This is a genomic window from Rhodanobacter glycinis, assembly GCF_900114325.1.
GTDB lineage: Bacteria > Pseudomonadota > Gammaproteobacteria > Xanthomonadales > Rhodanobacteraceae > Rhodanobacter_A > Rhodanobacter_A glycinis.
The window spans coordinates 1-22,670 of record NZ_FOSR01000004.1 but is presented as its reverse complement, the minus strand read 5'-3'; the positions used below and the strand labels follow the sequence as shown (position 1 = coordinate 22,670).

General features: G+C 65.8%; 17 protein-coding genes. 12 read left to right on the top strand and 5 right to left on the bottom strand.

The features are described 5' to 3' along the window. Positions 1–22: 22 nt before the first annotated feature. Positions 23–436 carry a universal stress protein gene (locus BMY90_RS05630; protein WP_092702375.1) on the bottom strand — a complete coding sequence of 138 codons (414 nt, stop codon included), beginning with the start codon at positions 434–436 and terminating at the stop codon, positions 23–25. A 229-nt stretch (positions 437–665) separates the two neighbouring features. Here BMY90_RS05630 and BMY90_RS05625 point away from each other — a divergent pair, with 229 nt between their 5' ends. The 6 genes from BMY90_RS05625 (at position 666) to BMY90_RS05600 (ending at position 4,620) form a co-directional block, all read left to right on the top strand. Then, complete coding sequence (locus tag BMY90_RS05625) at positions 666–1,127, top strand: hypothetical protein (RefSeq protein ID WP_008210046.1); 462 nt, start codon at positions 666–668, stop codon at positions 1,125–1,127. A gap of 283 nt (positions 1,128–1,410) precedes the next feature. Continuing rightward, positions 1,411–1,968, top strand: a complete 558-nt coding sequence (locus BMY90_RS05620) for a hypothetical protein (protein ID WP_139201697.1) — start codon at positions 1,411–1,413, stop codon at positions 1,966–1,968. A gap of 86 nt (positions 1,969–2,054) precedes the next feature. After that, a complete protein-coding gene (locus BMY90_RS05615) occupies positions 2,055–2,804 on the top strand; it encodes a DUF2884 family protein (protein WP_008210042.1) in 750 nt (249 codons plus the stop codon). Positions 2,805–2,985: 181 nt separating this feature from the next. Next, complete coding sequence (locus tag BMY90_RS05610; RefSeq protein ID WP_008210040.1) at positions 2,986–3,393, top strand: hypothetical protein; 408 nt, start codon at positions 2,986–2,988, stop codon at positions 3,391–3,393. 49 nt (positions 3,394–3,442) lie between these two features. Beyond that, positions 3,443–4,027 (top strand): DUF924 family protein, encoded by a 585-nt coding sequence (locus tag BMY90_RS05605; RefSeq protein WP_008210037.1) that lies wholly within the window; start codon positions 3,443–3,445, stop codon positions 4,025–4,027. Between the two features lie 275 nt (positions 4,028–4,302). Further along, positions 4,303–4,620, top strand: coding sequence for a DUF2845 domain-containing protein (locus BMY90_RS05600; protein WP_037097875.1), 318 nt, complete (start codon positions 4,303–4,305; stop codon positions 4,618–4,620). A 34-nt stretch (positions 4,621–4,654) separates the two neighbouring features. Here BMY90_RS05600 and BMY90_RS05595 read toward each other — a convergent pair whose 3' ends face one another. Together BMY90_RS05595 and BMY90_RS05590 are read right to left on the bottom strand one after the other, a co-directional pair. Continuing rightward, on the bottom strand, positions 4,655–5,674 hold the full coding sequence (locus BMY90_RS05595) for a 2-dehydropantoate 2-reductase (RefSeq protein ID WP_245734936.1): 1,020 nt from the start codon (positions 5,672–5,674) through the stop codon (positions 4,655–4,657). After that, positions 5,671–7,329: an FAD-binding dehydrogenase gene (locus tag BMY90_RS05590; protein WP_092702373.1), complete on the bottom strand. Its 1,659-nt coding sequence runs from the start codon at positions 7,327–7,329 to the stop codon at positions 5,671–5,673. Before BMY90_RS05590 ends, BMY90_RS05595 begins: the two co-directional genes overlap by 4 nt. A gap of 411 nt (positions 7,330–7,740) precedes the next feature. Between BMY90_RS05590 and BMY90_RS05585 the strand changes: the two genes are divergently transcribed. Continuing rightward, positions 7,741–8,544 carry a DUF2884 family protein gene (locus tag BMY90_RS05585; RefSeq protein ID WP_175481502.1) on the top strand — a complete coding sequence of 268 codons (804 nt, stop codon included), beginning with the start codon at positions 7,741–7,743 and terminating at the stop codon, positions 8,542–8,544. A 228-nt stretch (positions 8,545–8,772) separates the two neighbouring features. Then, on the top strand, positions 8,773–9,654 hold the full coding sequence (locus BMY90_RS05580) for a mechanosensitive ion channel family protein (protein WP_092702369.1): 882 nt from the start codon (positions 8,773–8,775) through the stop codon (positions 9,652–9,654). 135 nt (positions 9,655–9,789) lie between these two features. Here BMY90_RS05580 and BMY90_RS05575 read toward each other — a convergent pair whose 3' ends face one another. Both BMY90_RS05575 and BMY90_RS05570 read right to left on the bottom strand, forming a co-directional pair. Then, the gene (locus tag BMY90_RS05575) at positions 9,790–12,501 is read right to left on the bottom strand and encodes a tetratricopeptide repeat protein (protein ID WP_092702367.1); all 2,712 of its coding nucleotides are present in this window, start codon (positions 12,499–12,501) and stop codon (positions 9,790–9,792) included. Beyond that, the gene (locus BMY90_RS05570) at positions 12,501–13,082 is read right to left on the bottom strand and encodes an ECF-type sigma factor (protein WP_175481501.1); all 582 of its coding nucleotides are present in this window, start codon (positions 13,080–13,082) and stop codon (positions 12,501–12,503) included. The genes BMY90_RS05575 and BMY90_RS05570 overlap by 1 nt, the downstream gene beginning before the upstream one ends. A gap of 236 nt (positions 13,083–13,318) precedes the next feature. On the opposite strand from BMY90_RS05570, the gene BMY90_RS05565 reads away from it, so the two are divergent. The 4 genes from BMY90_RS05565 (at position 13,319) to BMY90_RS05550 (ending at position 22,640) form a co-directional block, all read left to right on the top strand. Next, a complete protein-coding gene (locus BMY90_RS05565) occupies positions 13,319–14,731 on the top strand; it encodes an LCCL domain-containing protein (protein ID WP_139201696.1) in 1,413 nt (470 codons plus the stop codon). A 92-nt stretch (positions 14,732–14,823) separates the two neighbouring features. Continuing rightward, positions 14,824–15,588 (top strand): hypothetical protein, encoded by a 765-nt coding sequence (locus BMY90_RS05560; protein ID WP_139201695.1) that lies wholly within the window; start codon positions 14,824–14,826, stop codon positions 15,586–15,588. Positions 15,589–15,673: 85 nt separating this feature from the next. After that, positions 15,674–20,983 carry an autotransporter domain-containing protein gene (locus BMY90_RS05555; protein WP_175481500.1) on the top strand — a complete coding sequence of 1,770 codons (5,310 nt, stop codon included), beginning with the start codon at positions 15,674–15,676 and terminating at the stop codon, positions 20,981–20,983. A gap of 412 nt (positions 20,984–21,395) precedes the next feature. Beyond that, positions 21,396–22,640, top strand: coding sequence for an ISL3 family transposase (locus tag BMY90_RS05550; RefSeq protein WP_092702359.1), 1,245 nt, complete (start codon positions 21,396–21,398; stop codon positions 22,638–22,640). Positions 22,641–22,670 lie beyond the last annotated feature (30 nt).

The window sequence follows — 22,670 nt, the reverse complement described above, 5'->3', positions numbered from 1 at the left end:
TATTTTCGACGAGGTGCCGGTGTCAACGCACCACGGTCACCGGCACGTGCGCACGCGCCAGTACGTCGCCGGAGACCGAGCCGAGCAGCCAGCGCGCCAGCGTGCCGCGGGCAGTGTGACCAATCACGATGTGGTCGATATCGTGTTGCTGCACCTGGCTGAGCAGCACGTCGCCGGGACTGCCGTGGGTGACTTCGAGGTCGATCAGGCCAGCGGCGTCCGGTTCCAGCGTCTTCAGTTCGTCGAGCAGGTCCTGCGCACGTTGCGCGCCGGCATCGGTCATCATCAGCGCGCAGGTGTCGCCGCCCTCGGCGACCTGCAGCACGGACACCACGCGTACGCGGCCACCGCATGCCCGCGCCACATCCATCGCGAAACGGAATGCCTGTTGCGAGGATTCGGAACCGTCGTAACCAACCAGTGAATGTTTGAGCATGTTTTCTCCATGGGTGACGGCGTCGAGCCTGCGTGACGAAGTTTGCGCGCCCGGTTGTTAGTGAATCATCAAGGCATGCGTGACCAAACCCCGGCGACGGCACCTGCACGCCGCCGTCACGCTGCCGTGCGGGCGCTGAACAGGTATTCCGGTTTTGTCTGTTCGTTCACTTGTTGCGTCAGAGACTGGACGCTTAACCGGCGATCACGCCAAACGTAAGGAGAGGACCATGAGCAAGCGTACCCTTGGACTGACGGCTGCCCTGATGCTGTGTGCGGGTGCGATGACGGCGTTGCCGGTGGCTCCCGTGCATGCGGCCGAAACGGCGAAGGTGGAATGTCACCTGAAATTCAAGCTGTCCGGCTGGTCGCTTATCTACAAGCACGCCGAGGGCACTGGCTTCGTGACTTGCGACAATGGCCAGAGCGCACCGGTGAAGATCAGCGTGGTCGGCGGTGGCCTCACCGCGGGCAAGTTCCGCATTGACCATGGCAAGGGCGAAATCAGTGATGTGCGCAGCATCGCCGACGTATTCGGCGATTACGCCCAGGCGGGCGCCGAGGCCGGCGTGGTCAAGAGCGGCACCGCGCAGGTGCTGACCAAGGGCACCACGTCGCTGGCGCTGGCTGGTACCGGCGAGGGCGTGAACCTTGGCGTGTCGGTGGGCAAGTTCACCATCAGCCGCCGCTGATCCTGGCAGGCAACGCGACGACGAAGGGCGCCTCCGGGCGCCCTTCGTCGTATCGGCGAGGCGAGCTCGCACGCCCGGTTCGCCGCGAAGTACCATGTATCGTCTCCATGACAGACCGGGTTCGGTGACCGGTTTGCAGTACGCCTGGCGCACCTCGCGCCTGGTCGATCCATACGGGTTTCGTCGCGAAGGTCTGTCGTGACGTGGGTTTGAAAGCGAATTCCGGCCTGGTTCTGCATGACCTGGCCTCATCAAGAAAGGTGGTTTCCCGATGCCATTCACCATGCGCACGAGCGCATCCTCGTCAAGACTGGCGCTGTGGCGCATCGTGCTGTGGCTGATCCTGCTGCTGGCCGCGTTTGGCTGCCTGCAATACGTGCATCACGCACAGGAAGTGTGGGCGCACCTGAAGGCTTTGGGGTCTGGCGATGCGCAAAGGGCCGCGGGGCTTCGCGTCATGCTGGCCTGGGATGCCGGGTACCTGTTGGCGGCCTTTGCACTGATCGTGTTGTGCGCGGGCGGCATTCTGCACCAGGCCTGGTCGCGACTGCCGCTGCAGGTGGCTGCCGGAATCCTGGCGGCGTGGTCGGCATTGAGCGGCTTGTGGCTGTTCCAGCAATGGCACGGTTTTGTCGATTCGGCGACGGCGATGGCCGCTGCCGCCGGCCCGCAGGGGGCGGTGGCGTTGCAGGCGCTGCTGGACCATGCGCGGCGCAGTTACCACATCGGCCTGGCACTCAAAGTGGTTTCGGTGCCCGTGCTGGTATGGCTGGCGTGGCGGTTGGGCCAGCCGTCGGTGAAAGCGCAATTCCGTGGGCGCAAGGATTCGCTGACGCGCTGAATCCAGCGGCGTGGCCGGCCCGGGTTCAGCGCGGGTTCGCTCGCGCCGGGGTATCGCTGTGCGCTGGAATCCGCCGGAAACCCGTCATGCGTCATCTGCCCCTCATCCTGTTCGGATTGTTCGCTGCCGCGACCAGTGTCCATGCGCAACAGCTGGCGGCGACCTGCCACGCCAGCAGCAGCTACGACCTCACCGTGCAGGCGAACAGCCTGCTGTTCGACCGGCCCGCCCCGGCACCGCGACGGGTGCTGCTGGAGGACGGCACGCTGCGGGTTGATGGCCAAGCGGTGGCGCTGAATGACGAAAACCAGGATCGGCTGAGCCTGTTCGAACGCAACCTTCGTGCGCTGGTGCCACGGGTGAAGGCCGTGGCCGACCAGGGCGTGGACGTCGCGGTGCAGGCCATCCGCAGCGAAGCGGGCGGATTGAACCTGGGCGCCGATACGCGTGCCGAACTGGATCGCCGGCTGGCGGCGGATGCGGCCGACCTCAAACAGCGCATCGCGGCCAGCCAGAGCACCCACGACTGGCACGGTACCGCCGCCAACCAGTATGCCCAGCGCCTGGCCAGCGACATCGTGCCGCTGCTGGCGGCCGATCTTGGGCAGCAGGCGCTGACCGCGGCCATGAGTGGCGACCTGCAGGGTGCCGCCGCCCTGCGCGACCGCGCCAGCAACCTGGCCAACACATGGCCGGCCCGCCTGCAGCAACGCATGCAGGTGTTGCGCCCGCGGATCGAGGCCTTGTGCCCGGACATCCAGCGCCTGGCCTCGCTGCAGCAGGGGATCCGCGACGATCAGGGGCGGTCGCTGGACCTGCTTGAGGTAGGTCATTGAGTCGCCCAACCTTGAACGGATTCTGAGTGCTTTGCCCACGCGCGGGGCGGGTTAACCCTGCGCTAAGTGGCCGGGTTCGAAACTGGCCACCAGTTCCCCATGGACAGGAGGCGGCCCCGTGTCGCCCGTATCGCAACATCCCGTATCGCGACACGCTGTATCGCGACACCCTTGGCGCAGCATGATCCGTCGCAGTCTTCACCTGCGTGCGGCGTATCGTCGTGCGGCCATCACCGTGGACGAACCGGGTCTGCGCAGCGTGCTGCTGGAAAACGCGGAACTGCTCGATCAGCTGATTGCCGAATGGCGTGCGCAGGGCCGCGAGCCGGTGGCTGCGCAGGCTCCAAAGGCACACTGGATGGACGCAGTGCAATCGCGCATCGACGCCTGGCGCTGGCGCGCGATACCGCGCAGCGACGTGTTGTGGATTCGCCTGCTGGCCCGCGACGAAGCGGCCTTGTTGCGCAGCTTCGAGCAGGCGCTGGCCACGGCGTCGACCGATGCGGCACCCCTGCTGCATCGACAGCGTCCGCGACTGGATGCCCTGCATCGCGACATGCGCAGCCTGGCCCGCGCGGTGGGCTACTGAAGGCCTGTTATCGTGCCCGGGTGTCCGGATGCCACGAGGAGGCTTCAGCATGTCCACGACACCGTCCCGCGCCGACGCGTTGCTGGATTTCTGGTTCGCCGACAAGCAGGCCAAACGCTGGTTTGCCAAGAGTGCCGCCTTTGACGAACAGATTCGGGCCCGCTTCGGCGCCGAGGTGCAGGCCGCCGCGGAAGGTCGCCTCGATGCATGGGCGGACACGCCGCGCGGCTGGCTGGCACTGCTGATCCTGCTCGATCAGTTTCCGCGCAACCTGTATCGGGATGACCCGCGCGCGTGGGCGCAGGACGTCAGTGCGCAGCGGCTTGCCTTGTCGGGCATTGCCGAAGGTTTCGACCGCCAGCTTCCGCCGCTGCAGCGCGGGTTTGCCTACATGCCGCTGGAACATGCTGAAAATGAAGGCCTGCAGCAGCGTTCGGTGGCGTTGTTCGAGGCCTTGTACGCGGAGGTGACGCCGGCGGAGCGCCCCCGTTTCCGAAGTTCGCTGAACTATGCTCGGCGTCATCGCGAAGTGATCGCGCGCTTCGGCCGCTTTCCACATCGCAACGCCGTGCTGGGTCGACCGAGCACGGAGGAGGAACTGCACTATCTCGCGCAACCAGGCGCGGGGTTCTAGGAGCTTGGGCGGTAGAAACTTTCGAGGCGAAAAAGTGGCTGCGTGAGGACAGATTTGACCAGCTTCGCTGTTATGAAGCGCTTCGACGATTCGCCGGCCCATAGTGGTTCTATGGGCCAGGAAGCGACGAAGCGCTTCATAACAGCGAAGCTGGTCACACATGGACCACGCAGACACTTTTGCAGCCCGGAAGATTTCTGCCGCCCACGCTCCTGGCAGTCCAGGATCCGCTCGGCGGCGTGCCGGGCTTGTGCAACGACAGACAGGGAGACGTCATGCCTCATCGTATGTGGGTGTTCGTGCTTTTCGGGTTCGCGTGGATCGCTTGTGCCGGCGTGGCGCAGGCCTCCGACAGCTTGCGCGTGGGCAATCGATTGCTGATGGTGGGCGATACCGCGGCGCACGTGCAGGAATTGCTGGGGCGCCCGTCGTATCGCGCGCATCGCGGCAGCTCGCGAGGTCGTCATCGCCGGGGAACGAGAGGCCGCAGCAGCTCGGGCGGCCAGCGCTGGCAGTATCGGCGCGACGGTCACGTGATCGTGGTGACCATCGTCGATGGCCTGGTGACCGATATCGACGAACGCCGGTCCTGAACCGACGTCGCCGATGAGGCGGAGGGCGTTGGCGTCAACAGGCGTTGCGCAACTCCGCCAGCAAGGCTTCGCCAAGCCAGTGTCGCGGCTGCTGCTCCGCTTCGCGGATCAAGTCGACCAGGCGCGCGTTGACCGGGGCACGCAGGCCGTGTGCCTCGGCCAGTTTCACCACTTCGCCGTTGATGTAGTCCACTTCGGTACGCCGACCCGTCTGCAAATCCTCCCAGGTGGAGGAGCGCGCCAGCGGGTCGATTGCCAGCATCGTGGTGGCGACGCGGCGGAACAGCAGGTCGGGCCATTCCAGCACGCGCGGCAACCAGCCGGGCGGCAACGGCGTAAGTCGCGCCGGGCGAATCTTCGCGGCATCGAGTACGTGCAGTGCCTCGCGCTGGGCCAGTGCCAGGCAACGCCGCCATGCGCGTTGCGACAGTTCTTCGCGCAACGGCAAGCCGCTCAACGCGTTCAGCGCGTTGTTGAGGTTGAGCAGCAGCTTGGCCCATTGCACGGCGGGCATGTCGCTGCGCGGTTGCAGCGGCAGGCCGGCGCTGGCGAAGGCCTCCATGAATGGTGCCAGCGCGGGCGAGTCCTCCACCATCAATGCGCCGGATGAGGCCTGGTGGAATACGCCGGGCGAAGTTTGCACCACGTTGAATGGCACCATGCCGGCCAGCACGGTATGCGCCGGCAGCGCCGCGCGCAGTTGCTGCGCGTTGTGCAGTCCGTTCTGGAAGCTGATGACCACGGCACCGGGTGCGAGCACGCCGGCCAGCTTCTCCGCCACTTCCGCCGTGGCGGCGGACTTCACCGTCACCAGCACCAGCTCGGCATCGACGGCGGCACTGGCATGCGTGCGCAGGTCCAGCGAGTCGACGGCGACATGCCGCTGATGGCCGCGGAAGTCACTGGTGCCGAGACCGTGCTCGTTGAGCACGGTGATCATGTACGGCCGGCAGATCAGTCGCACGGCGGCGTGGCCGTGCAGACGTCCGCCCAGATAGCAGCCGACCAGGCCGGCGCCGTGGATGGCCATGCGTGGCAAGCGGCTCTCGCTCATGCCACGGCGGCCGCAGCGGCGCGCCCGGCGATGCGCCCGGAAAACAGGCAACCGCCGAGGAAGCTGCCCTCCAGCGAGCGATAACCGTGCAGGCCACCGCCCCCGAAACCGGCCGCTTCGCCGGCGGCGTACAGGCCAGGCAGCGGCTGGCCGTCGTGGCCCAGCACGCGGGCCTGCAGGTCGGTTTCGAGGCCGCCCAGGGTCTTGCGGGTGAGGATGTTCAGGCGCACCGCGATCAGCGGTCCATGCGAGGGATCAAGCAGGCGGTGCGGCTTGGCCACGCGCACCAGTCGATCACCGCGGTAGCGCCGCGCATTGTGGATCGCCATGACCTGGCTGTCCTTGCTGTAGGGGTTGTCGAACTGCCGGTCGCGCGCCTCGATTTCGCGGCGCAGTTGCGCCGCATCCAGCAGTGCGTTGCCGGCCAGTGCATTCATGCCGGCCACCAGTTCCTCCAGCGTGTCGCGCACGACGAAGTCGCGACCGTGCTGCTTGAACGCCTCCACCGGTGCCGGCGCGTGCTTGCCGATTGCGCGCTTCGCCACCTGGCGCCAGCTTTTGCCGGTAAGGTCGGGATTCTGCTCCGAACCGGACAGCGCAAATTCGCGCCGAATGATCGACTGATCGAGCACGAACCAGCTGTAGTCGTGGCCGGTATGGCGCAGGTATTCCAGCGTGCCCAGCGTGTCGAAACCCGGCCACAGCGGCCCGGGCAGACGCTTGCCGGTGGCGTCGAACCATAGCGACGACGGCCCGGGCAGGATGCGGATGGCGTGCATCGGCCAGATCGGGTCCCAGTTCTCGATGCCTTCCACGTAGTGCCACATGCGGTCGCGGTTGATCAGGTGCGCGCCGGCGGTTTCGCTGATGCCGAGCATGCGGCCATCCACGTGCGCGGGTACGCCGCAAAGCATGTGCGCCGGTGGCGTGCCGAGCCGTGCCGGCCAGTTCTGGCGCACCAGTGCCTGGTTCCCGCCGATGCCGCCGGAAGCCACGATCACCGCCTGCGCGCGTTGTTCGAAATCGCCCGCTGCCGCGCGTGAGCTGGGCTTGCCGCGTGCCGCGGCATCGTCGACCAGGCGCGTGCCGCGCACGCCGACGACGGCGCCGTTTTCCACGATCAGCTCGTCCACGCGATGGCGGAAGTCGAAACGCAGCAAACCTTTGGCCACGGCTTCGCCGGCGCGGCGCACAAACGGTTCGAGCACGCCCGGCCCGGTGCCCCAGGTGACGTGGAAGCGCGGCACCGAGTTGCCGTGGCCGATCGCGCCATAGCCGCCGCGCTCGGCCCAGCCCACCACTGGAAACCAGCGCATGCCCATGGCGTGCAGCCAGGCGCGTTTCTCGCCGGCGGCGAAATCCACATAGGCCTCGGCCCAGCGTCGCGGCCAGTGATCCTCGGGCCGATCGAACGCAGCGGTGCCCATCCAGTCGGCCAGCGCCAGTGCATGCGAATCATGCACGCCCATGCGCCGCTGCTCCGGCGAGTCGACGAAGAACAGGCCGCCGAACGACCAGAACGCCTGGCCGCCCAGGCTCTGTTCCGGCTCCTGCTCCAGCACGCGCACGTGGCGGCCGGCATTGGTCAGCTCGGTGGCGGCAACCAGTCCGGCCAGGCCGGCGCCGACGACGATGACATCGGTGGAATCGGGCATGTGCTGCTCCACGAACGACGGTCGATCCTGGCAACTTAGCTCGCCCGTGGCGGCTTGCCTAGGAGCGTGGGCGGCAGAAATCTTCCGGGCTGCAAAAGTGGCTGCGTGGTCCATATGTCCGTCGCTTCTTGGCCCATAGAACCACTATGGGCCGGCGAATCGTCGAAAATCTGTCCTCACGCAGCCACTTTTTCGCCTCGAAAGTTTCTACCGCCCACGCTCCTGGCGTGTGACCACGTTTCTGCCATTGAGCTGCGTGTGTCGGATGGCATGGTCACGACAGCATGACCAACAGCACGGGATGACGCATGGCCCATGCCTGCAAGGCGGATCCGGTTAAACCTTTACGGCATGGAGCGGCATCCAAGCCGGGTTCGGACGATGACCGTCCGTGTTCACGGGGAAACGAACATGCGCAAACGATGGATGATTTTGGCCGTATCGCTGGGTGTGGCAGCGATGGCCCAGGCGTCGGCCCGCGACCTGCATGTCGACAACGAACACTGTGGTTACAGCAGTGCCTACGACGTGCAGGCGAAGCCGGATGGCATCGACTTTCATCGCAGTGGCGATGGCCATCCCTCCGACGTGTTCATGCACAACGGCCAGTTGCGGGTGAACGGCAAGGCGGTGGCCGTGTCTCCTGCGGATGCGGCCCGCTTGCGCGCCTACGAAAGCGATATGCGCGACCTGCTGCCACAGATGGCCGGCATTGCCAACGAGGCGATCGGCATGGCGTTCGACGCGTTGTCCACGGTGGCGGCGACACTGGGCGGCAGCCAGCATCATCGTGATGCACTGGTGGATCGGCTCAACCACCAGCGCCGCGAAGCCTTGCGTGCGCTGGATGCGCACATCAACGCGCAGCGTTGGGATCAGCAGGGTTTCGGCTCGGCCATCGAGCAGCCGGTGACCGAGGCCGCCAACGACATGGCGCACTCGATTACCCGTAGCGTGCTGTGGGCGGTGTTGACCGGCCACGCCAGCGATGTCGAGGCACGTGCCGATGCAATCGACCAATCGATCGACAAGGCCATGGACCAGCGCTCGGATCAACTCGAGGCGCGTGCCAAGGCCGTTTGTCCGCGACTGGAATCACTGGACAAGTTGCAGCAGCAATTCAGCTTCCGCCTGGCGGATGGCTCCGCGCTGCAATTGCTGAAACACACGAATACGGAGCATGAAAACCAGGCAAGGCAAGTCGCCATACGCTGATTCCAGCGTGACTCCCCAACCGTGCGTACCCCCCTAGCCGCGCACGGCATGTCGCATCAGGCGCAACGCCTGGTGCGGCTTCTTTTGCCTGCAGGCCTGGGGTGCAGGTGATCGGCGCCTTCGCGGCGGATGTCGACCGGGGCCATCCACGCATGCCCGGGATACACCGAACCTTTTCGCCAGCGCTGTTAGGCTTGTGGCCGATTTTCCAGCCGGAGCCTGATCCCCATGCTTTTCCAGCCCCATGAAGTCGCCGCCAGCCACGCCGCGATTCCCTCTCTCTCCGACTATGTCAACGTGGACACGCTCACGCGCGTCGGCCTGAAAGTGCTGGGCGCGCTGGTGCTGCTGGTGGTCGGTACGTGGGTGGTGCGGCGAATCGTGAATTTCTCCGCGCGTGCGCTGGGCCGGGCGAAGATCGACACCACCCTGATCGGCTTCCTGCGCAACCTGCTGTTCGGCGTATTGATCGCCGTGCTGGTGGTGATGGCGCTGGGCGTGATCGGCGTGCCATCGGCGCCGATGGTGGCGGCGCTGGGTACCGCGGGCCTGGCTATTGGCCTGGCGCTGCAAGGCTCGCTGAGCAACCTGGCCTGGGGCGTGCTGCTGATCATGTTCCGCCCGTTCCGGGTGGGCGATTTCGTTACCGTCGCGGGTGTCGATGGCACGGTGGAAAGCATCAATCTGATGCACACGCAATTGCTGCTGCCGGACGGCCGCGAGTCGGTGGTGCCGAACGGCAAGGTCGGCAGCGATGTGATCACCAACTACAACCGTCGCGGCAAGCGCCGTTTCCAGCTCGATGTGCGCATTGGCTACAAGGACGACATCGACGCCGCCATGGCCGAGATTCACCAGCTGCTGGCAGCCGATGCCCGGGTGCTTAAGGATCCGGAGCCGATCGTCTGGACCCATGGGCTGGGCGAGAGTTCGGTCGACCTGCTGGTGCGCGCATGGACGCTCACCGCGGATTTCTGGACGGTGCAGACCGATCTGCTGGGCGCGATCAAGAAGCGCTTCGACGACAAGGGCATCAGCATCCCGCTGCCGCAGCGCGAGTTGAAAGTGGTGCAGGCCGACTTGTTGTCGTCGACCACCGATCGTACATGAGATCTCACCCTGTACATGTACGCCCCGTCTTGCCGGCGCAGGAGCGGCTACTGCAGCGTCACCGCGTGGCGGTTGCCGCCGCAGACCTTCCGGCCAGTTCGGCGAGACGGATGGCGCCCAGCGATGCCGGCGGGGTCAGTGCCTGGCAGCCGTCAACGTGGTCAGCTTCTGGCGATAGGCAGCCAAAGCCTTGCCATCGCCCTTCTTTTTGTAGATGCCGATGAGGAAGCGCAGGTTTTCCTCGACGATCTGCCGGGGCACTTTCACGCTCGATGCGGCGAAGATCTTTTCGACGCGGAGCGCCTGCTGCTCCGCCTCGTCGCGGGAACCGTCGGCGAGCAGCGCCTCGGCGTAGACCTGGTGGATGTTGCCGAGCATCCATTGCCTGGGCGTCAGCACCTTGTCGGCCTCCTGCACCGCCTGTGCACCCCAGTGCACCGCTTCCTTCGTGCGGCCGAGGTTGCGCAGCGATTCGGCCATGTTGGCGCTGGCGATGGCCTCGCCGCGCGACGGCTGGCCGTGGGCGATGGCGTGGTACACGTCGAAGGAGCGTTGCAGCGGCGCCAGGCTGGCCTGGTAGTCGCCTTGCGCCATCAGGGTGTCGGCGATGTTGTTGTTCAGGTTGGCCAGCAAGGGATGGTTGGGCGGAAGCAGCTTTTCCGCGATCTTGAGCGCGTTGGAAAAGCCTTCCCTGGCAGTGGTGCGATCACCCTTGCGGTCGGCGGCCAGGCCGATGGCGTTCCATATGTTGATCATGCGCCTGCTCTGGCCGCCGGACAGCGCTTGTTCGAGCGTGGCGGCGTGCCGCGCGTTGGCGATGGCCGTGTCCCACTGGCCCGCCTCGATCTGGGTGAACGCCAGGCTGACGTAGCTTACGATGGTGTTGGCGTTGTGCTCGCCGAACATGGCGATGCGCATGTCCAGCGCACGCTGCTGGTTGGCGAGGGCCTCCTTGACGTGGCCGGTCTTTGACTGGGCATCGGCCAGGTTCATCAGCGTATTGGCCACGCTTTCCCGGTTGACCGGCTTCAGCGTCTGTGCGGCTTGCACGGCCCGCGCGTACCACGTCGCCGCACTCGGGTAATCGCCACTCATGGTCATTGCATAGCCGATATCCGTCAGCATGCTGGCGCGACTCGCGTCGTTCCGGGGCGCAAGGCGCAGGGCATGCTTGAGATCGTTTACGCCCTCGTCCTTCTTTCCTTGCGCGATGCGGGTGGTGCCCAGCGGCAGGAGCAGTTGCCAATACTCGTTGGGCTTGTCGCGGGCCATCTCTGCGTCGAGCAATGCGACGGCCTCGTCCAGGCGGTTGAGTTTTCGCAGCGAACCGGCCAGCCCGGACACGATTTTTACGCGCAATGCCTGATCGGGCGACCCGGCTTGTTCCAGCGCTTTCAGCGCCGCCTGGTATAGCGGTACGGCTTGCTTGTTGTCGTCCAGGCTGCGGTGCACGTTGGCTACCTGGAGCAGCGACTGCGCACGCGCGTGGGGTTGGTCCGCCAACTCGGTACCGATGCGTTTTTCCGCTGCGGCGAGAACGTCGGCTACGGTGGCGTGCGGGCCGGCCGCACCGGTGGGATCGGCCGCCTGGATCGAGTTCAGTAGCAGTTGCGTCGCCGCGTTGGCGCGCTGCGCGTCGGCCGTCGAACGATCGCGCTGCTTCCTGAGATCGCTGGCCTGGAACGCCAGCAGCACGGCGAGGGTGATGACCGCGGCGGCAGCCAGCACGCCGGCGGGCAAGGCGACCGGGTGCCGCGCCAGCGTGCGCGACAGGCGATAGCCCCAGCTGTCGGGCCGCGCGCTGACCGGGCGCCGTTCGATCAGCGCGCGCAGGTCGTCGGCGAAGGCGTCGGCGCTGGCGTAGCGGCGCTGCGGATCGGGGTGCATGGCGCGGGCGCAGATCGCGTCGAGATCGCGTGGGAGTCCAGTGCCAGCCTTGCCCGGCGGCACGGCGCCCTGCTCGATGCGGCGCAGCGATTCGGTGAGGGAGGCATTGCCGAAGTCGAACGGCGGCTTGCCGGTGGCCTGCTCGTAGAGCATCACGCCGAGCGCGTAGAGATCGGTGGCGGCCGAGACCGGCTCGCCGCGCAGTTGCTCGGGGCTGGCGTAGGCCGGGGTCAGCCAGCGGGTCAGCGTGCCGCCGGCGCCGTCGTTCTCGTTGAGCACGCGCGAGATGCCGAAGTCCAGCAGCACCGGGCCGCGGTCGGCGGTCATCAGCACGTTGGCGGGTTTCAGGTCGAGGTGCGCCACCAGTTGGCGGTGCGCTGCGGCCACCGCGTCGGCGATCCGCGCCATGATCGTCAGCCGCTCGCGCAGCGAGCGGCCACCGCCGTCGGCGGGCAGCGGTTCGCCGCGCACCAGGTCGAGTACCAGGTACGGCCAACCTTCCGGCGAGTGGCCCCAGTCGCGCAGGCGGCAGATGCCGGGATGATCGAGTCGCGCCAGCACGCGCGCTTCCTGCACGAAGTGTTCGGTGGCGCGGCGGTTGAACAGCGGCGCGGCGAGCAGCTTGATCGCGGCTCCCTGGGCGATGCCGTCGCGCTCGCTGTGCGCCTCGTAGACCACGCCCATGCCGCCGTGGCCGATCGTGCGCACGAGGGTCCAGTCGCCCATCTGCCGGCCGATCAGCGCTTCGGGGGTGAAGCTGGCGAAGTGGCGCAGGGCCTCGCCGTGCAACTGGTCCAGCGGATTGCGGGTGGCTTCGTGTGCATCGAGCAGCAGGGCCAGGCGCCGGGCCAGTTCCGGCGAGTCGGCCTGCAGGGCGCGCAGGGCCTCGGCGCGCTGTTGGTGGTTCGCTTCGGCCAGTTCGGAGAAGCGTCGTTCCAGTTCGGCGGGGTCGATGTCCATCAGGTGGGCTCCCTCAAGGTGGCGGCGAGCCAGGCGCGGCCGAAGGCGAGGTCGCGCTTGGCGGTGGCCAGGCTGATGCACAGCGCGCCGGCCAGTTCGTGCAGGTCCAGACCCGCGAAGGCGCGCAGCACCACCGCCTCGGCGACGCGGGGATGGCCGGAGGCCAGGGCGTCGAGAGCGCGGTCAAGATCCAGCAGCTGGGTGTCGTCGAGCGCACGTTGTTGCGCGCCGTTTTCCGCCAGCGACACGGTAAGCGTTTGCATCACGCCATACCGCTTCTGCGAAAGCCGTTCGCGTGCCTGGTCGACCAGCAGATGGCGCATCGCCACCGAGGCGATGCGAAGGAAGCTGTTGCGGTCGACGATCGGGGTGTTCGGAGGTTTCAGCCTCAGCCAGGTCTCGTGCACCAGCTCGGTGGGCGTGATGGCGGCCTGCGACTCGTGCGCCAGTCGCTGCACGGCCACGCGGCGCAGTTCGTCATAGAGCACTTCCAGCAGCCGGTCGTCGAGCCGGTCGTTGCCGGATTGCTGCCATTCGTGCAGCCATTCGGTCAATGGCGGCGTCTTGTCACTGGACGTCACGCTTCCCCCGTTGCGTTCTGGTCCACCCCTTGAGCCGAATCCTAGCCGCGTTGCGCCAGATAGGACAACAGACAAGGGCAGCAGCACGGCTCGTTTCGGGTCTTCGGTCGGCCTCGAAAGAGCGGTTGCACGGAGTTCATGGCTTTGGGGGCAGCCGGGTGGCGGACGTTTGTGCTGGAGCCGTCCGGCCTTTCATCGGCCTGATGCCGTGCAGATTTCGAACAGGGGATCGAAAGATGAAAACACGTTTCAAAGCCACGCGACTTCGCCTTGTGGCGGGGTTTGCGTTTGCCGCACTCCCGCTTCTTGCGGTGACCGCCTGCTCGCACAGTGACGGACCCTCGGAAAGCCAGATCGCGAAAGTCCTCACGCTCAAGCTTCCCGATGGTTTGAAGGCGAGCGACGTCGATATCCAGGTCGCCCAGAACGAAGGTACCAGGGTCGAGCCACGCTACGAGACACGCTCCAATATCGAGCTGGAATTCACCGACGACATCTACAAGGTTGTCGGTCATCTGGGCGAAGAGGATGTCGTCAAGAAGATCTATTCCCGGGGCGACGACATCAAGGGTGTCCTGATCACGGTGGCGACGCCGCAGGGCGACGACGCGTGGAACATCCAGATCAAGCGCATCGACATTCCCGACATCGACGGTACGGCGAAGAGCAAGTTCCAGCCGGGCAGCTATGTCGAGCAGGGTTCGAGCGATTACGACGACTTGAAGGCCAAGCTCGCGCAGGAGCAGAAGCAGGCGCAGGAGCAGGCGCAGAAGGCGGCCGAGGCACAGGCGCAGGCCGCGCGGGAAAAGGCCGACCAGGAAGCGCGCGATCGCGCCGCCAACATCGCCCGGCTCAGCGAGCTTATGAAAGGCACCTGGGCCGCCAGGTACCCGATGTTCCACAACGGTTCGATGTGGGCCTCCGGCAAGAACCACAAGCTGGGCATCGAGCTGACTTTCAATGACACCGATGACGACATCGGAGACGGCACCGGTGTGCTTTACGACTTCGAGTCGCCGGGATACCGGGCCAGCGTGCCTGTCGGTTACAAGCTCGATCCCGCGGGGCGGTTCGTTACCCTGAATTTCACCCGTAACCTCAATCTGGGTAATGGTGTGGACTTCGCTGTCCGCTCGGGCGATTCATGGCAAATGACGCCGGACGGGAAGTTGTCCATCTCCGGCAATAACGGCACATGGGTTGTCCAGATGGAACGCGATGGCCCGGTGTTGAAAAAGCTCGAGGCCGATGTCGCAGCCCATGACAAGTATCAGGCCAGTGAGCGAGCATTGATTCTGCAGTACAAGGCGGCCAATGCCGGCGGCTCGTTCCGCGAGCTCCCGCTCGACGAAAACCAGTACGGACTGTTTTTCGTTGTCGGACGGGATGACGGCGACGTGTGGGGGGACGGCTTCTATTGGCAGGCGTCCGATATCGGTACGGCGGCGGTTCACGCCGGGCTGCTCAAGCCCGGCGAGGCGGGGATCATCAAGATCAGCAAGATTCATGTCGCCAGGGAGCGGTACGACTACCCCTCCACGACAAGGAACGGCATCACTTCCAAGCCGAAAAGCAATGCGAGCCAGTATGGCGAGTCCCAGTTCGTTCGTTACCGCATGAGCCTCGTCAAGGCATTGCCCCGATCCTGAGGAGAAAGCATCCGGCGCCGATTCGGAGCCGGGTGGACTGGATCCCTTGGCCTGGAGCAGGCGAGCGTCGTTTTCACATTCGGCAACCAGCCGTGAGGCAGCCACCGCAAAAGCAGGGGAAATACATGAGCGCTACAAACAGGATTACGGTCGTCATGGCGGCATTCGGACTGGCTTCGTCCCTGGCCTTGACCGCTTGCGGCGACACCAGCCAGTTCACGAAGACCGTGCAGGGCTTCACCAAGAAGGTGGAAGGCTTCACGGCGCGCAACGAAAGCCAGAACGGCTGGTTCAACCACAGCCGCGTCACGATGACGGGCAGCTACGCACTCGACGCGCTGACCATTGCCGCCGACGAATCGCGCCTGCTCACGCCGGTGCAATTGAAGAAGGCGCGCGACGAGGTGCGTCTGGGGGGTACCTATGCCCTCGAGGACCACGACGATGCGAAGGCCGCCCATTGGATTGCCGCAGAAAAGGACTTCCAGCAGCTCACCACCGACAACGAGGTGCTGGTCTTCCGGATCCAGAACAAGGGCTATGACCCGGTCGATCTCGGCCAGGCGCATTTCCTGCTGCTCAACCCGGACGGGACGCGCAAGCCGCAGATGCGGCTGTCCGCCGATGGACGCCAGGTGCTGGATGAGGAGGCGCATTTCGTCGCCGGTCCCGACAACCAGGTCGTCCAGTACACCTCGGACGATCTCGGCGTGATCCCGGCGCTGACCACGGTCTACCGCGCCGTGATCATCCCGGGCATGAACCAGGGGTCTTACACGGCGATGCTGCTGCACGTGCCGGGAGCCGCAGGCAAGGCGCCGGGTGGCCGGCTCACGTTTGCCGTGCAGAAACGCTGACGGGCCTTTGCGCGGGGCATGCGCTCCGTCCGCATCGTGCAGACGCATGGACGTCTGTCCATCGAAACACTTCAGGGGAAACATCATGACTGGCAGAAAGATCGATGGCGCCAAAGGCGCCGCTGCACGTGTTCGCACGGTGCGCAGTCCACTGGCCACGGCGGTGGCCATCGGTCTGTTGATGGGCGTGGCTGCGCCCGCTGCGCAGGCTGTCGAAAGCCATTGGCGGGGCTCCGTCTCCACGGACTGGAGCGATGTGGCCAATTGGGACGCGGCGCCGGTGGCTGGCAGCCATGTCTTCATCGACACGACACTGCCGCACGGCAGCGTATTGGCCGGATCGAGCGTCGATATCGACCAGCTCACGGTGGGCGATCAGGCCACGGGTAGCCTGGTGCTGTCGGGCGGAGGCGTGCTGGCCGTCCACGGCAACGACATGAATGGCTCGGGCGCAATAATCGGCCAGGCCAAGGGCAGCGTAGGCGGAGTGACCGTTACCGGCGCGGGCTCGACGTTGACTGTCGACCAGGGTGTGCAAATCGGCAGCGAGGGCACGGGCTCGCTGTCGGTCACGGCGGGCGGCACGGCCAATCTCGCATTGACCGGGATGTACTCGGAGGTCCTGGTGGGGTACGGCTATTACGGCCAGTCGCCTGATGCCGCGAGCGGTTCGGGCACGGTCGAGGTGGGCGGTGCCGGTTCGACCCTGAACTATGCCGGCGGCTTCAACCTGCTGAACGGTTCGCTGACCGTGAGCGACGGTGGCCGGCTGGAAAGCCATTCGCGGGCCGATGGTCACTGGATCGACGTCCTTGGCCTCGGCCAGGTGGCCACCAGTCCGGACAGCCTGATACAGGAGTACGCGCTGGACGGACAGGGGACGGCGACGATCACGGGCACGGGTTCGTCATGGCAGAGCGTCAACAGCCTGGACGTAGGCGATGGCGGCACGGGGCGCTTGTCCATCCTGGACGGTGCGACGGCGAGCTTCAGCGGGCAGGTCGCGCTGGGGCGCGAGATCGTGACGTACGACTACACTCAGGATCCGGTCACCGGAGCGGGTACGAACACCCCCGTGGGAAGCATGCAGGGCGATGGTACCGTCAAGGTCTCGGGCGAAGGCTCGGCGCTGGCGGTGGTGGCTGCTGCCGGATCGGGTAATGGCGATCTCATCGTGGGCGAAGGTGGCGACGGCACGTTGTCCGTGGATGACAAGGGCCGCGTCGATGTCGCTGGCGTACTCACGGTGGGTGATCCGTCCAAGGGCGTGCTCACGGTCACCAATGGCGGCACGCTGGCCGTACATGGTGACGCTGCGAACGGCATGGGTGCGGTTTTCGGCAACGCGCTCGGCAGCGAGGGCGACGTGACGGTGGGCGGCGCCGGCTCCACGTTCACGATCGATGCGGGTTTGCAGGTTGGCAACCTTGGCAGCGGTTCGCTGGTGGTGCAGCAGGGCGGTGTAGCCAACATCGGGCTGTCGACCGCCTACAGCGAAACGGTTGTTGGCCTGGGCTACTACGGTTCGGGCGGCCCGGATGCGGCGAAGGGCACAGGCACGATCACCGTGGATGGCGCTGGCTCGGCCCTGAACTATGCCGGCGGCATGAACGTGCTCGACGGCAGCCTGACCGTCAGCAATGGCGGGCAACTGGTCAGCCAGGTGCGCAGCAGCGACCAGGGCTCGGCCTGGCTGGACACCATCGGCTACGGCCTGCCGGCCGACGACGACATCCAGTTTCAGCAGCTGAACGGTACGGCGATCGCCACGATCGCCGGCGCCGGCTCGACGTGGAACAGCGTCAATGCACTCGATGTCGGTGTCGGCGGCACCGGCACACTCAATGTGCTCGGCGGCGGCAAAGCTTCCTTCACCGGATGGGGTTATCTGGGTGATGCGGCCCTGCTTTATGCCAGCGGTTCGTCGACCGGCCTGACCCAAGCTGGCACGGGCACGGTGAACGTATCGGGTGATGGCTCGTCGTTGACGGTTGCCGCGCTTCCTGCAGGCAGCAGTGGCGCGAATACGGGATTGTTCGTCGGCTACAAGGGCGAAGGCACGCTGTCCGTGGCCGACAAGGGCAGCGTCGACGTGGCGGGGCGGCTCGTCGTGGGCGGGCAGGCCAAGGGCACATTGACGATTGCCGACGGTGGTGTAATGGCCGTGCACGGCAGCGATACCAATGGTGTGGGCGCAGTTTTCGGTGACGTTGCCGGGAACGAAGGCGACGTAACGGTGAGCGGTGCCGGATCCACGCTCGTGGTCGATGCCGGAGCGCAAATCGGCAACGGCGGCAGCGGTTCACTGATGGTGAAGCAGGGCGGCGCGGCGAACCTTGGCCTGGACACGGCACACAGCGAGACGCTGGTCGGCTTCGGCTATTACGGCAATGGCGGTAAGGCCGTGGCGAAAGGCGTGGGCACGGTCACCGTGGACGGTGCGGGGTCGACTCTGAACTATGCCGGCGGTTTCAATCTGTTGAACGGCAGCTTGGCTGTCACCGGGGGCGGTCATCTGACCAGCCACGTGAGGGATGGCGACCAGGGAACGTCCTGGGTCGATTCCGTCGGTTACGGTTTGCGATCGGATGGTGCCTTCAATTTCCCGGAACTGGATGGCCATGGCGTGGTCACGGTGAGCGGCGAAGGTTCCTCGTGGGACAGCGTTCATGGCCTGGACGTGGGCGTGGGTGGGGCCGGCACCGTATCGATCCTCGATGGCGGCAAGGCGTCTTTCCTGGGCACTGTTTATCTGGGGGACTCGGCCGAACTCTACGATCCGGCGGGCAAGCCCACGGGTTACGTCCGTGGTGGCACCGGCATGATCGAGGTGTCGGGCAGCGGATCCGCGCTGACAGTGGCGGCGGATCCGGGAACCGGCGGGGCGGGTGATCTGGTGGTGGGGACGGGGGACGAGGGTGTCGGCACCTTCAACGTGGACGACAAAGGCAGTGTCGACGTGGCAGGCCTGCTTCGGGTGGGTGGGCAGTCGGTCGCCCTGTCAGGAACGCAGAACACGTTGACGGTCACTGGTGGCGGAACGGTGACCGTGCACGGCAGCAATGCCAGTGGCATGGGGGTGATTGTCGGCGACCTCGCGCGTAACCAGAACAAGGTGACGGTCAGCGGTATCGGATCGGTACTCACTGCCGACGGCGGCTTGCAGGTCGGCAATGCCGGCCTTGGGTCATTGTCGGTTTCCGACGGTGGTGCGGTACTAGTCCACGGCCATGACGCCGCGGGCATAGGACTCCTGACGGGGAGCAATGGCAGCAGTGACATCACGGTAAGTGGCTCTGGCTCGACGCTTGCCGTCGATGGCGGCGCACGGTTGGGCAACATGGGTTACTCCACGCTGTCCGTTGTCGATGGTGGCTCAGTGTCCTTCCATGGCCCCGTGTCGGCGGGCATCAACGACGCGGCGATCCCGGATAACCAGGCCATCGAAAGTGATGTCACCGTTTCGGGTGCGGGGTCCTCGCTGTCGATCGCGGCATCGTCTTCGGGCAGCGGTGACGGCACCTTGAAACTGGGTACGAGCAGCGACAACGATTTTGTACGAATGGCCGTCCGCGATGGCGCCACCGTCAGGGTGGCGGACGGAATCGATCTCGGGCCGCGGGGAACCATCGTCATCGGCGGCGCCAATCCGGATGGCGGTGGCACTGGTTTGTTTGCCCCGGGCATGATCGATACGCCTTCGCTGAAGCTGGACGCGCCGTACCAGACCTTCGGCATGCTGACCTTCGACCATTCCGCCAGCACCGAGGAAAACAAATATGTATTCGCGGCGAATATTTCCGGCAGCGGCGGCATCACGGCCATGTCGGGCTTCACGGAGCTGACCGGCGACAGCAGCAGCTATACCGGCCACGTGGGCGTGAGCGGCGGCACCTTGAGTGTCAATGGCAGCCTGGGCGGTGATATCGATGTGCTGCCCGGCGCCCGTCTGCAGGGTACCGGCACGGTCAACGACATCGTGGTAGGCGGCACGCTGGCGCCCGGCAATTCGCCCGGCACGCTGCACGTGAAGGGCGACCTGGTGATGCAGGCCGGTTCGGTCTACGAGGCGCAGATCGACCCGGCGAGCGGCAAGTCGGACAGCGTCGAGGTGGCCGGCAACGTCACCATCCAGCCCGGCACAACGCTGGAGATCCAGAACCTGGGCGACCAGCCGCTGACGCCCGGCGCGCAGATCGACCTGATCCAGAGCACGGGCAAGGGCACGGTGCAGGGCCAGTTCGACAACACCGAAGGCGACATCACCGACTTCATGGGTTATGGCGTGACCTACAAGGACGGCAAAGTGGTGGTGGGTGTGACACGCTCGTCCACCTCGTTCGCCAGTGTCGGCGATACGCCGCAGGCGCGGGCGCTCGGTGCGGCTCTGGACGGAGTCTCGCCGGACAGCGCCCTGGGCATGCTGTTGTTCGGCCAGCTGACCAGCGCGGGGCAGGCCGCGCTCGCGTTCAAGAACATGACCGGAACGATCCATGCGGACGTACGCCGGGTCATGCTGGACGACAGCCGGCAATCGCGCGATGCGGTGAAGCAGCACCTGCATCAGGTCGGCGATACGGATGGAACAACGTGGTGGGTGCATGCGCTTGGCGACTGGAACCATGCGGACGGTTCGAATGGCCTGGCTGGCGCGAAGGCCGACAGCAGCGGCGGGATGGTGGGCGTCGACACGGACGTGGGCGATGGCAGCCGGCTCGGCGTGGCCGCCGGCCTGGGCCAGACGTCCTACCGGATGGGCGACCAGGGTTCCGCGCACCTCAAGGATCGTCACCTGGCGCTCTATGGCCGCAGCGTGGCGGGCCATCTCGATCTCGGCTACGGGCTGGCCGCGACGTGGCACGACATCGGCACCAACCGTGCCTTCGCGGTGGGCACGGTCCCGCAGCAGTTGAACAGCGACAGCCACGCGCGTACGGACCAGCTTTTCGTCGATGCGGGATACCGCTTCGGGTACAGCGCACGCCGCTACGTGGAGCCTTATGTCGCGTTGGCGCACGTTCGCCTGCACAGCAATACCGTCCACGAACACGGCAGCGCCACCGCGCTGGACGTGGCGTCCGGCAGCGACCACGCCACCTTCGGCACGCTGGGCTTGCGTTGGTCGGTGGGCGCCGGCGTGGCCCACTGGTACGGCACGCTGGGTTGGCGGCATGTGTTCGGTTTCGGCCGGCCTTCCGTGCAGGCGCAGTTTGCCCAAGGCGGCACGGCGTTCGCGGTACAGGGTTTGCCCATGGCAAGGAATGCGGCGCAGGTCGAATTGGGCGCCAGCTTCCCGGTCGGCAAACGTGTACACGTCTCGTTCGGCTACGACGGGCTGATCGCAGGTTCATCGCGCGACAACGGTGCGAAGGCGCAATTGACCATGGATTTGTAGTGTCACGATTGCATCGACCGGCCGGCGGCGGGGCATGCCGATCGGTTGGTGGGAGTGTGGCAGGGTGGTGTACCAGTCGATCACGACTCAAGGGGATTGAGGGCCATCAGGGAAGGTCTGATCAACCAGTTTTTTGCCCGTCATTCCTGCGAAGGCAGGAATCCAGTGCCTTTACGTTCAATGGTTTGAAAGCGCTGGATCCCGGCTTGACCGGCCTTTCGGCTGTTGTCGGATTGACCGGCATGAAGCCGATCAGTGCGGCCAGCTTGCAGCCTATGCAGTGACGATAAGGTTTCTCGACAACCTGCCCGGCGGGATCCGCGATGTCGGAATTACCGGCTCTCTCGCGTCTGGTGTGGTTGACACGACGGCGATCTTGCCTCGGATGCGGTGCTGAGTGCACGCTTGGCGGATGGAAACGCTCTTTACCCAAGCTCTCGGGCTGGCCGCGCCGTGGCGCGTGGCCCATGTCGACTTTCAGCAGGCCGCCGGACGCATCGTGTTCACGGTCGAGTGCACGGCCAAGCGGCTGGCGTGCCCGGCGTGCGGCGCAGCCGATCAGCCGATTCACGATCGCCTGCCGCGTCGCTGGCAACACCTGAACTTCTTCCAATATCGGGCCCTGATCGAGGCCAAGGTGCCACGCATCGGTTGCCGGGAGTGCGAGAAAACGAACCAGGTCGACGTGCCATGGGCGCGCGCTGGCGCGGGTTTCACCGAGACACTGGAGGCCTTCGTCATCGCGCTGTGCACGCAGATGCCGGTGAGTGCGGTGGCGGCGCTGCTGGGCGTGTCCGATGACCGCATCTGGCGTGTGCTGGACTTTCACGTCGAAGCCGCTCGGGCGCGCGAGGACTTTTCGGACGTGCGCCGGGTCAGCGCCGACGAACGCAGTGCGCGCAAGGGACAACGCTTCCTCACTTTGTTCTGCGATCTGGCCGCACGCCGCCTGCTGTTCGCCGTGCAGGGCCGCAAGGCCGACACGTTCAAGGCGTTCGCCGGCGACCTGGCCGCGCATGGCGGCGATGCGGCGGCGATCACCGACGTCAGTCTGGATCTTGGCGCGGCCTATCAGGCCGGCACGCGCGAATACTGCCCGAACGCGAAGATCAGCTTCGATCCGTTCCACGTGGTGGCATTGGCCAACGAGGCGTTGGATCAGGTGCGGCGCGCCGAGGTCAAGCAGGTGGATGGTCTGAAGGGCATTCGCTGGGGCACGCTCAAGGACGCGGCGAACTGGACGCGCAAGCAGATCGACCAGATGCACTGGCTGCAACGCTCGAACCTGCAGACGGCACGCGCGTGGCGGCTCAAGCAGGCGCTGCGCGCGGTGTTCGCCAAGGGCGGCCATCTTGCCCAGGCCACCATCCTGCTCGATGGGTGGATCCACTGGGCAAGGCGCTGCCGGCTGACGCCGTTCAAGCGGCTCGCCGCGACCATCAAGAAGCACCGCGAAGGCATTCTTGAACACTTCCGCTCCGGGCTCAGCAACGGTTTTGCCGAAGGGATCAACGGGCGCATCCAGGCGGCCAAGGCGTGGGCCCGAGGCTACGGCACCGACCGCCACCTGATCGTCATGAGCTACCTGATCTGCGCCAACCTCAAGCACCTGCCGAAAAACCCGTGGACGCATGCGGCTCAACAGGTGGTCGGGTAAAGGTCAACCACACGAATCGAGAGAGAGCCG

Coding starts and splice junctions, on each gene's coding strand:
- BMY90_RS05575 (WP_092702367.1), bottom strand. CDS start 12,501: ATGGACATCGACCCCGCCGAACTGGAACGACGCTTCTCCGAACTGGCC.
- BMY90_RS05580 (WP_092702369.1), top strand. CDS start 8,773: ATGCTTTTCCAGCCCCATGAAGTCGCCGCCAGCCACGCCGCGATTCCC.
- BMY90_RS05550 (WP_092702359.1), top strand. CDS start 21,396: ATGGAAACGCTCTTTACCCAAGCTCTCGGGCTGGCCGCGCCGTGGCGC.
- BMY90_RS05620 (WP_139201697.1), top strand. CDS start 1,411: ATGCGCACGAGCGCATCCTCGTCAAGACTGGCGCTGTGGCGCATCGTG.
- BMY90_RS05555 (WP_175481500.1), top strand. CDS start 15,674: ATGACTGGCAGAAAGATCGATGGCGCCAAAGGCGCCGCTGCACGTGTT.
- BMY90_RS05625 (WP_008210046.1), top strand. CDS start 666: ATGAGCAAGCGTACCCTTGGACTGACGGCTGCCCTGATGCTGTGTGCG.
- BMY90_RS05630 (WP_092702375.1), bottom strand. CDS start 436: ATGCTCAAACATTCACTGGTTGGTTACGACGGTTCCGAATCCTCGCAA.
- BMY90_RS05615 (WP_008210042.1), top strand. CDS start 2,055: ATGCGTCATCTGCCCCTCATCCTGTTCGGATTGTTCGCTGCCGCGACC.
- BMY90_RS05565 (WP_139201696.1), top strand. CDS start 13,319: ATGAAAACACGTTTCAAAGCCACGCGACTTCGCCTTGTGGCGGGGTTT.
- BMY90_RS05605 (WP_008210037.1), top strand. CDS start 3,443: ATGTCCACGACACCGTCCCGCGCCGACGCGTTGCTGGATTTCTGGTTC.
- BMY90_RS05590 (WP_092702373.1), bottom strand. CDS start 7,329: ATGCCCGATTCCACCGATGTCATCGTCGTCGGCGCCGGCCTGGCCGGA.
- BMY90_RS05585 (WP_175481502.1), top strand. CDS start 7,741: ATGCGCAAACGATGGATGATTTTGGCCGTATCGCTGGGTGTGGCAGCG.
- BMY90_RS05610 (WP_008210040.1), top strand. CDS start 2,986: ATGATCCGTCGCAGTCTTCACCTGCGTGCGGCGTATCGTCGTGCGGCC.
- BMY90_RS05600 (WP_037097875.1), top strand. CDS start 4,303: ATGCCTCATCGTATGTGGGTGTTCGTGCTTTTCGGGTTCGCGTGGATC.
- BMY90_RS05595 (WP_245734936.1), bottom strand. CDS start 5,674: ATGAGCGAGAGCCGCTTGCCACGCATGGCCATCCACGGCGCCGGCCTG.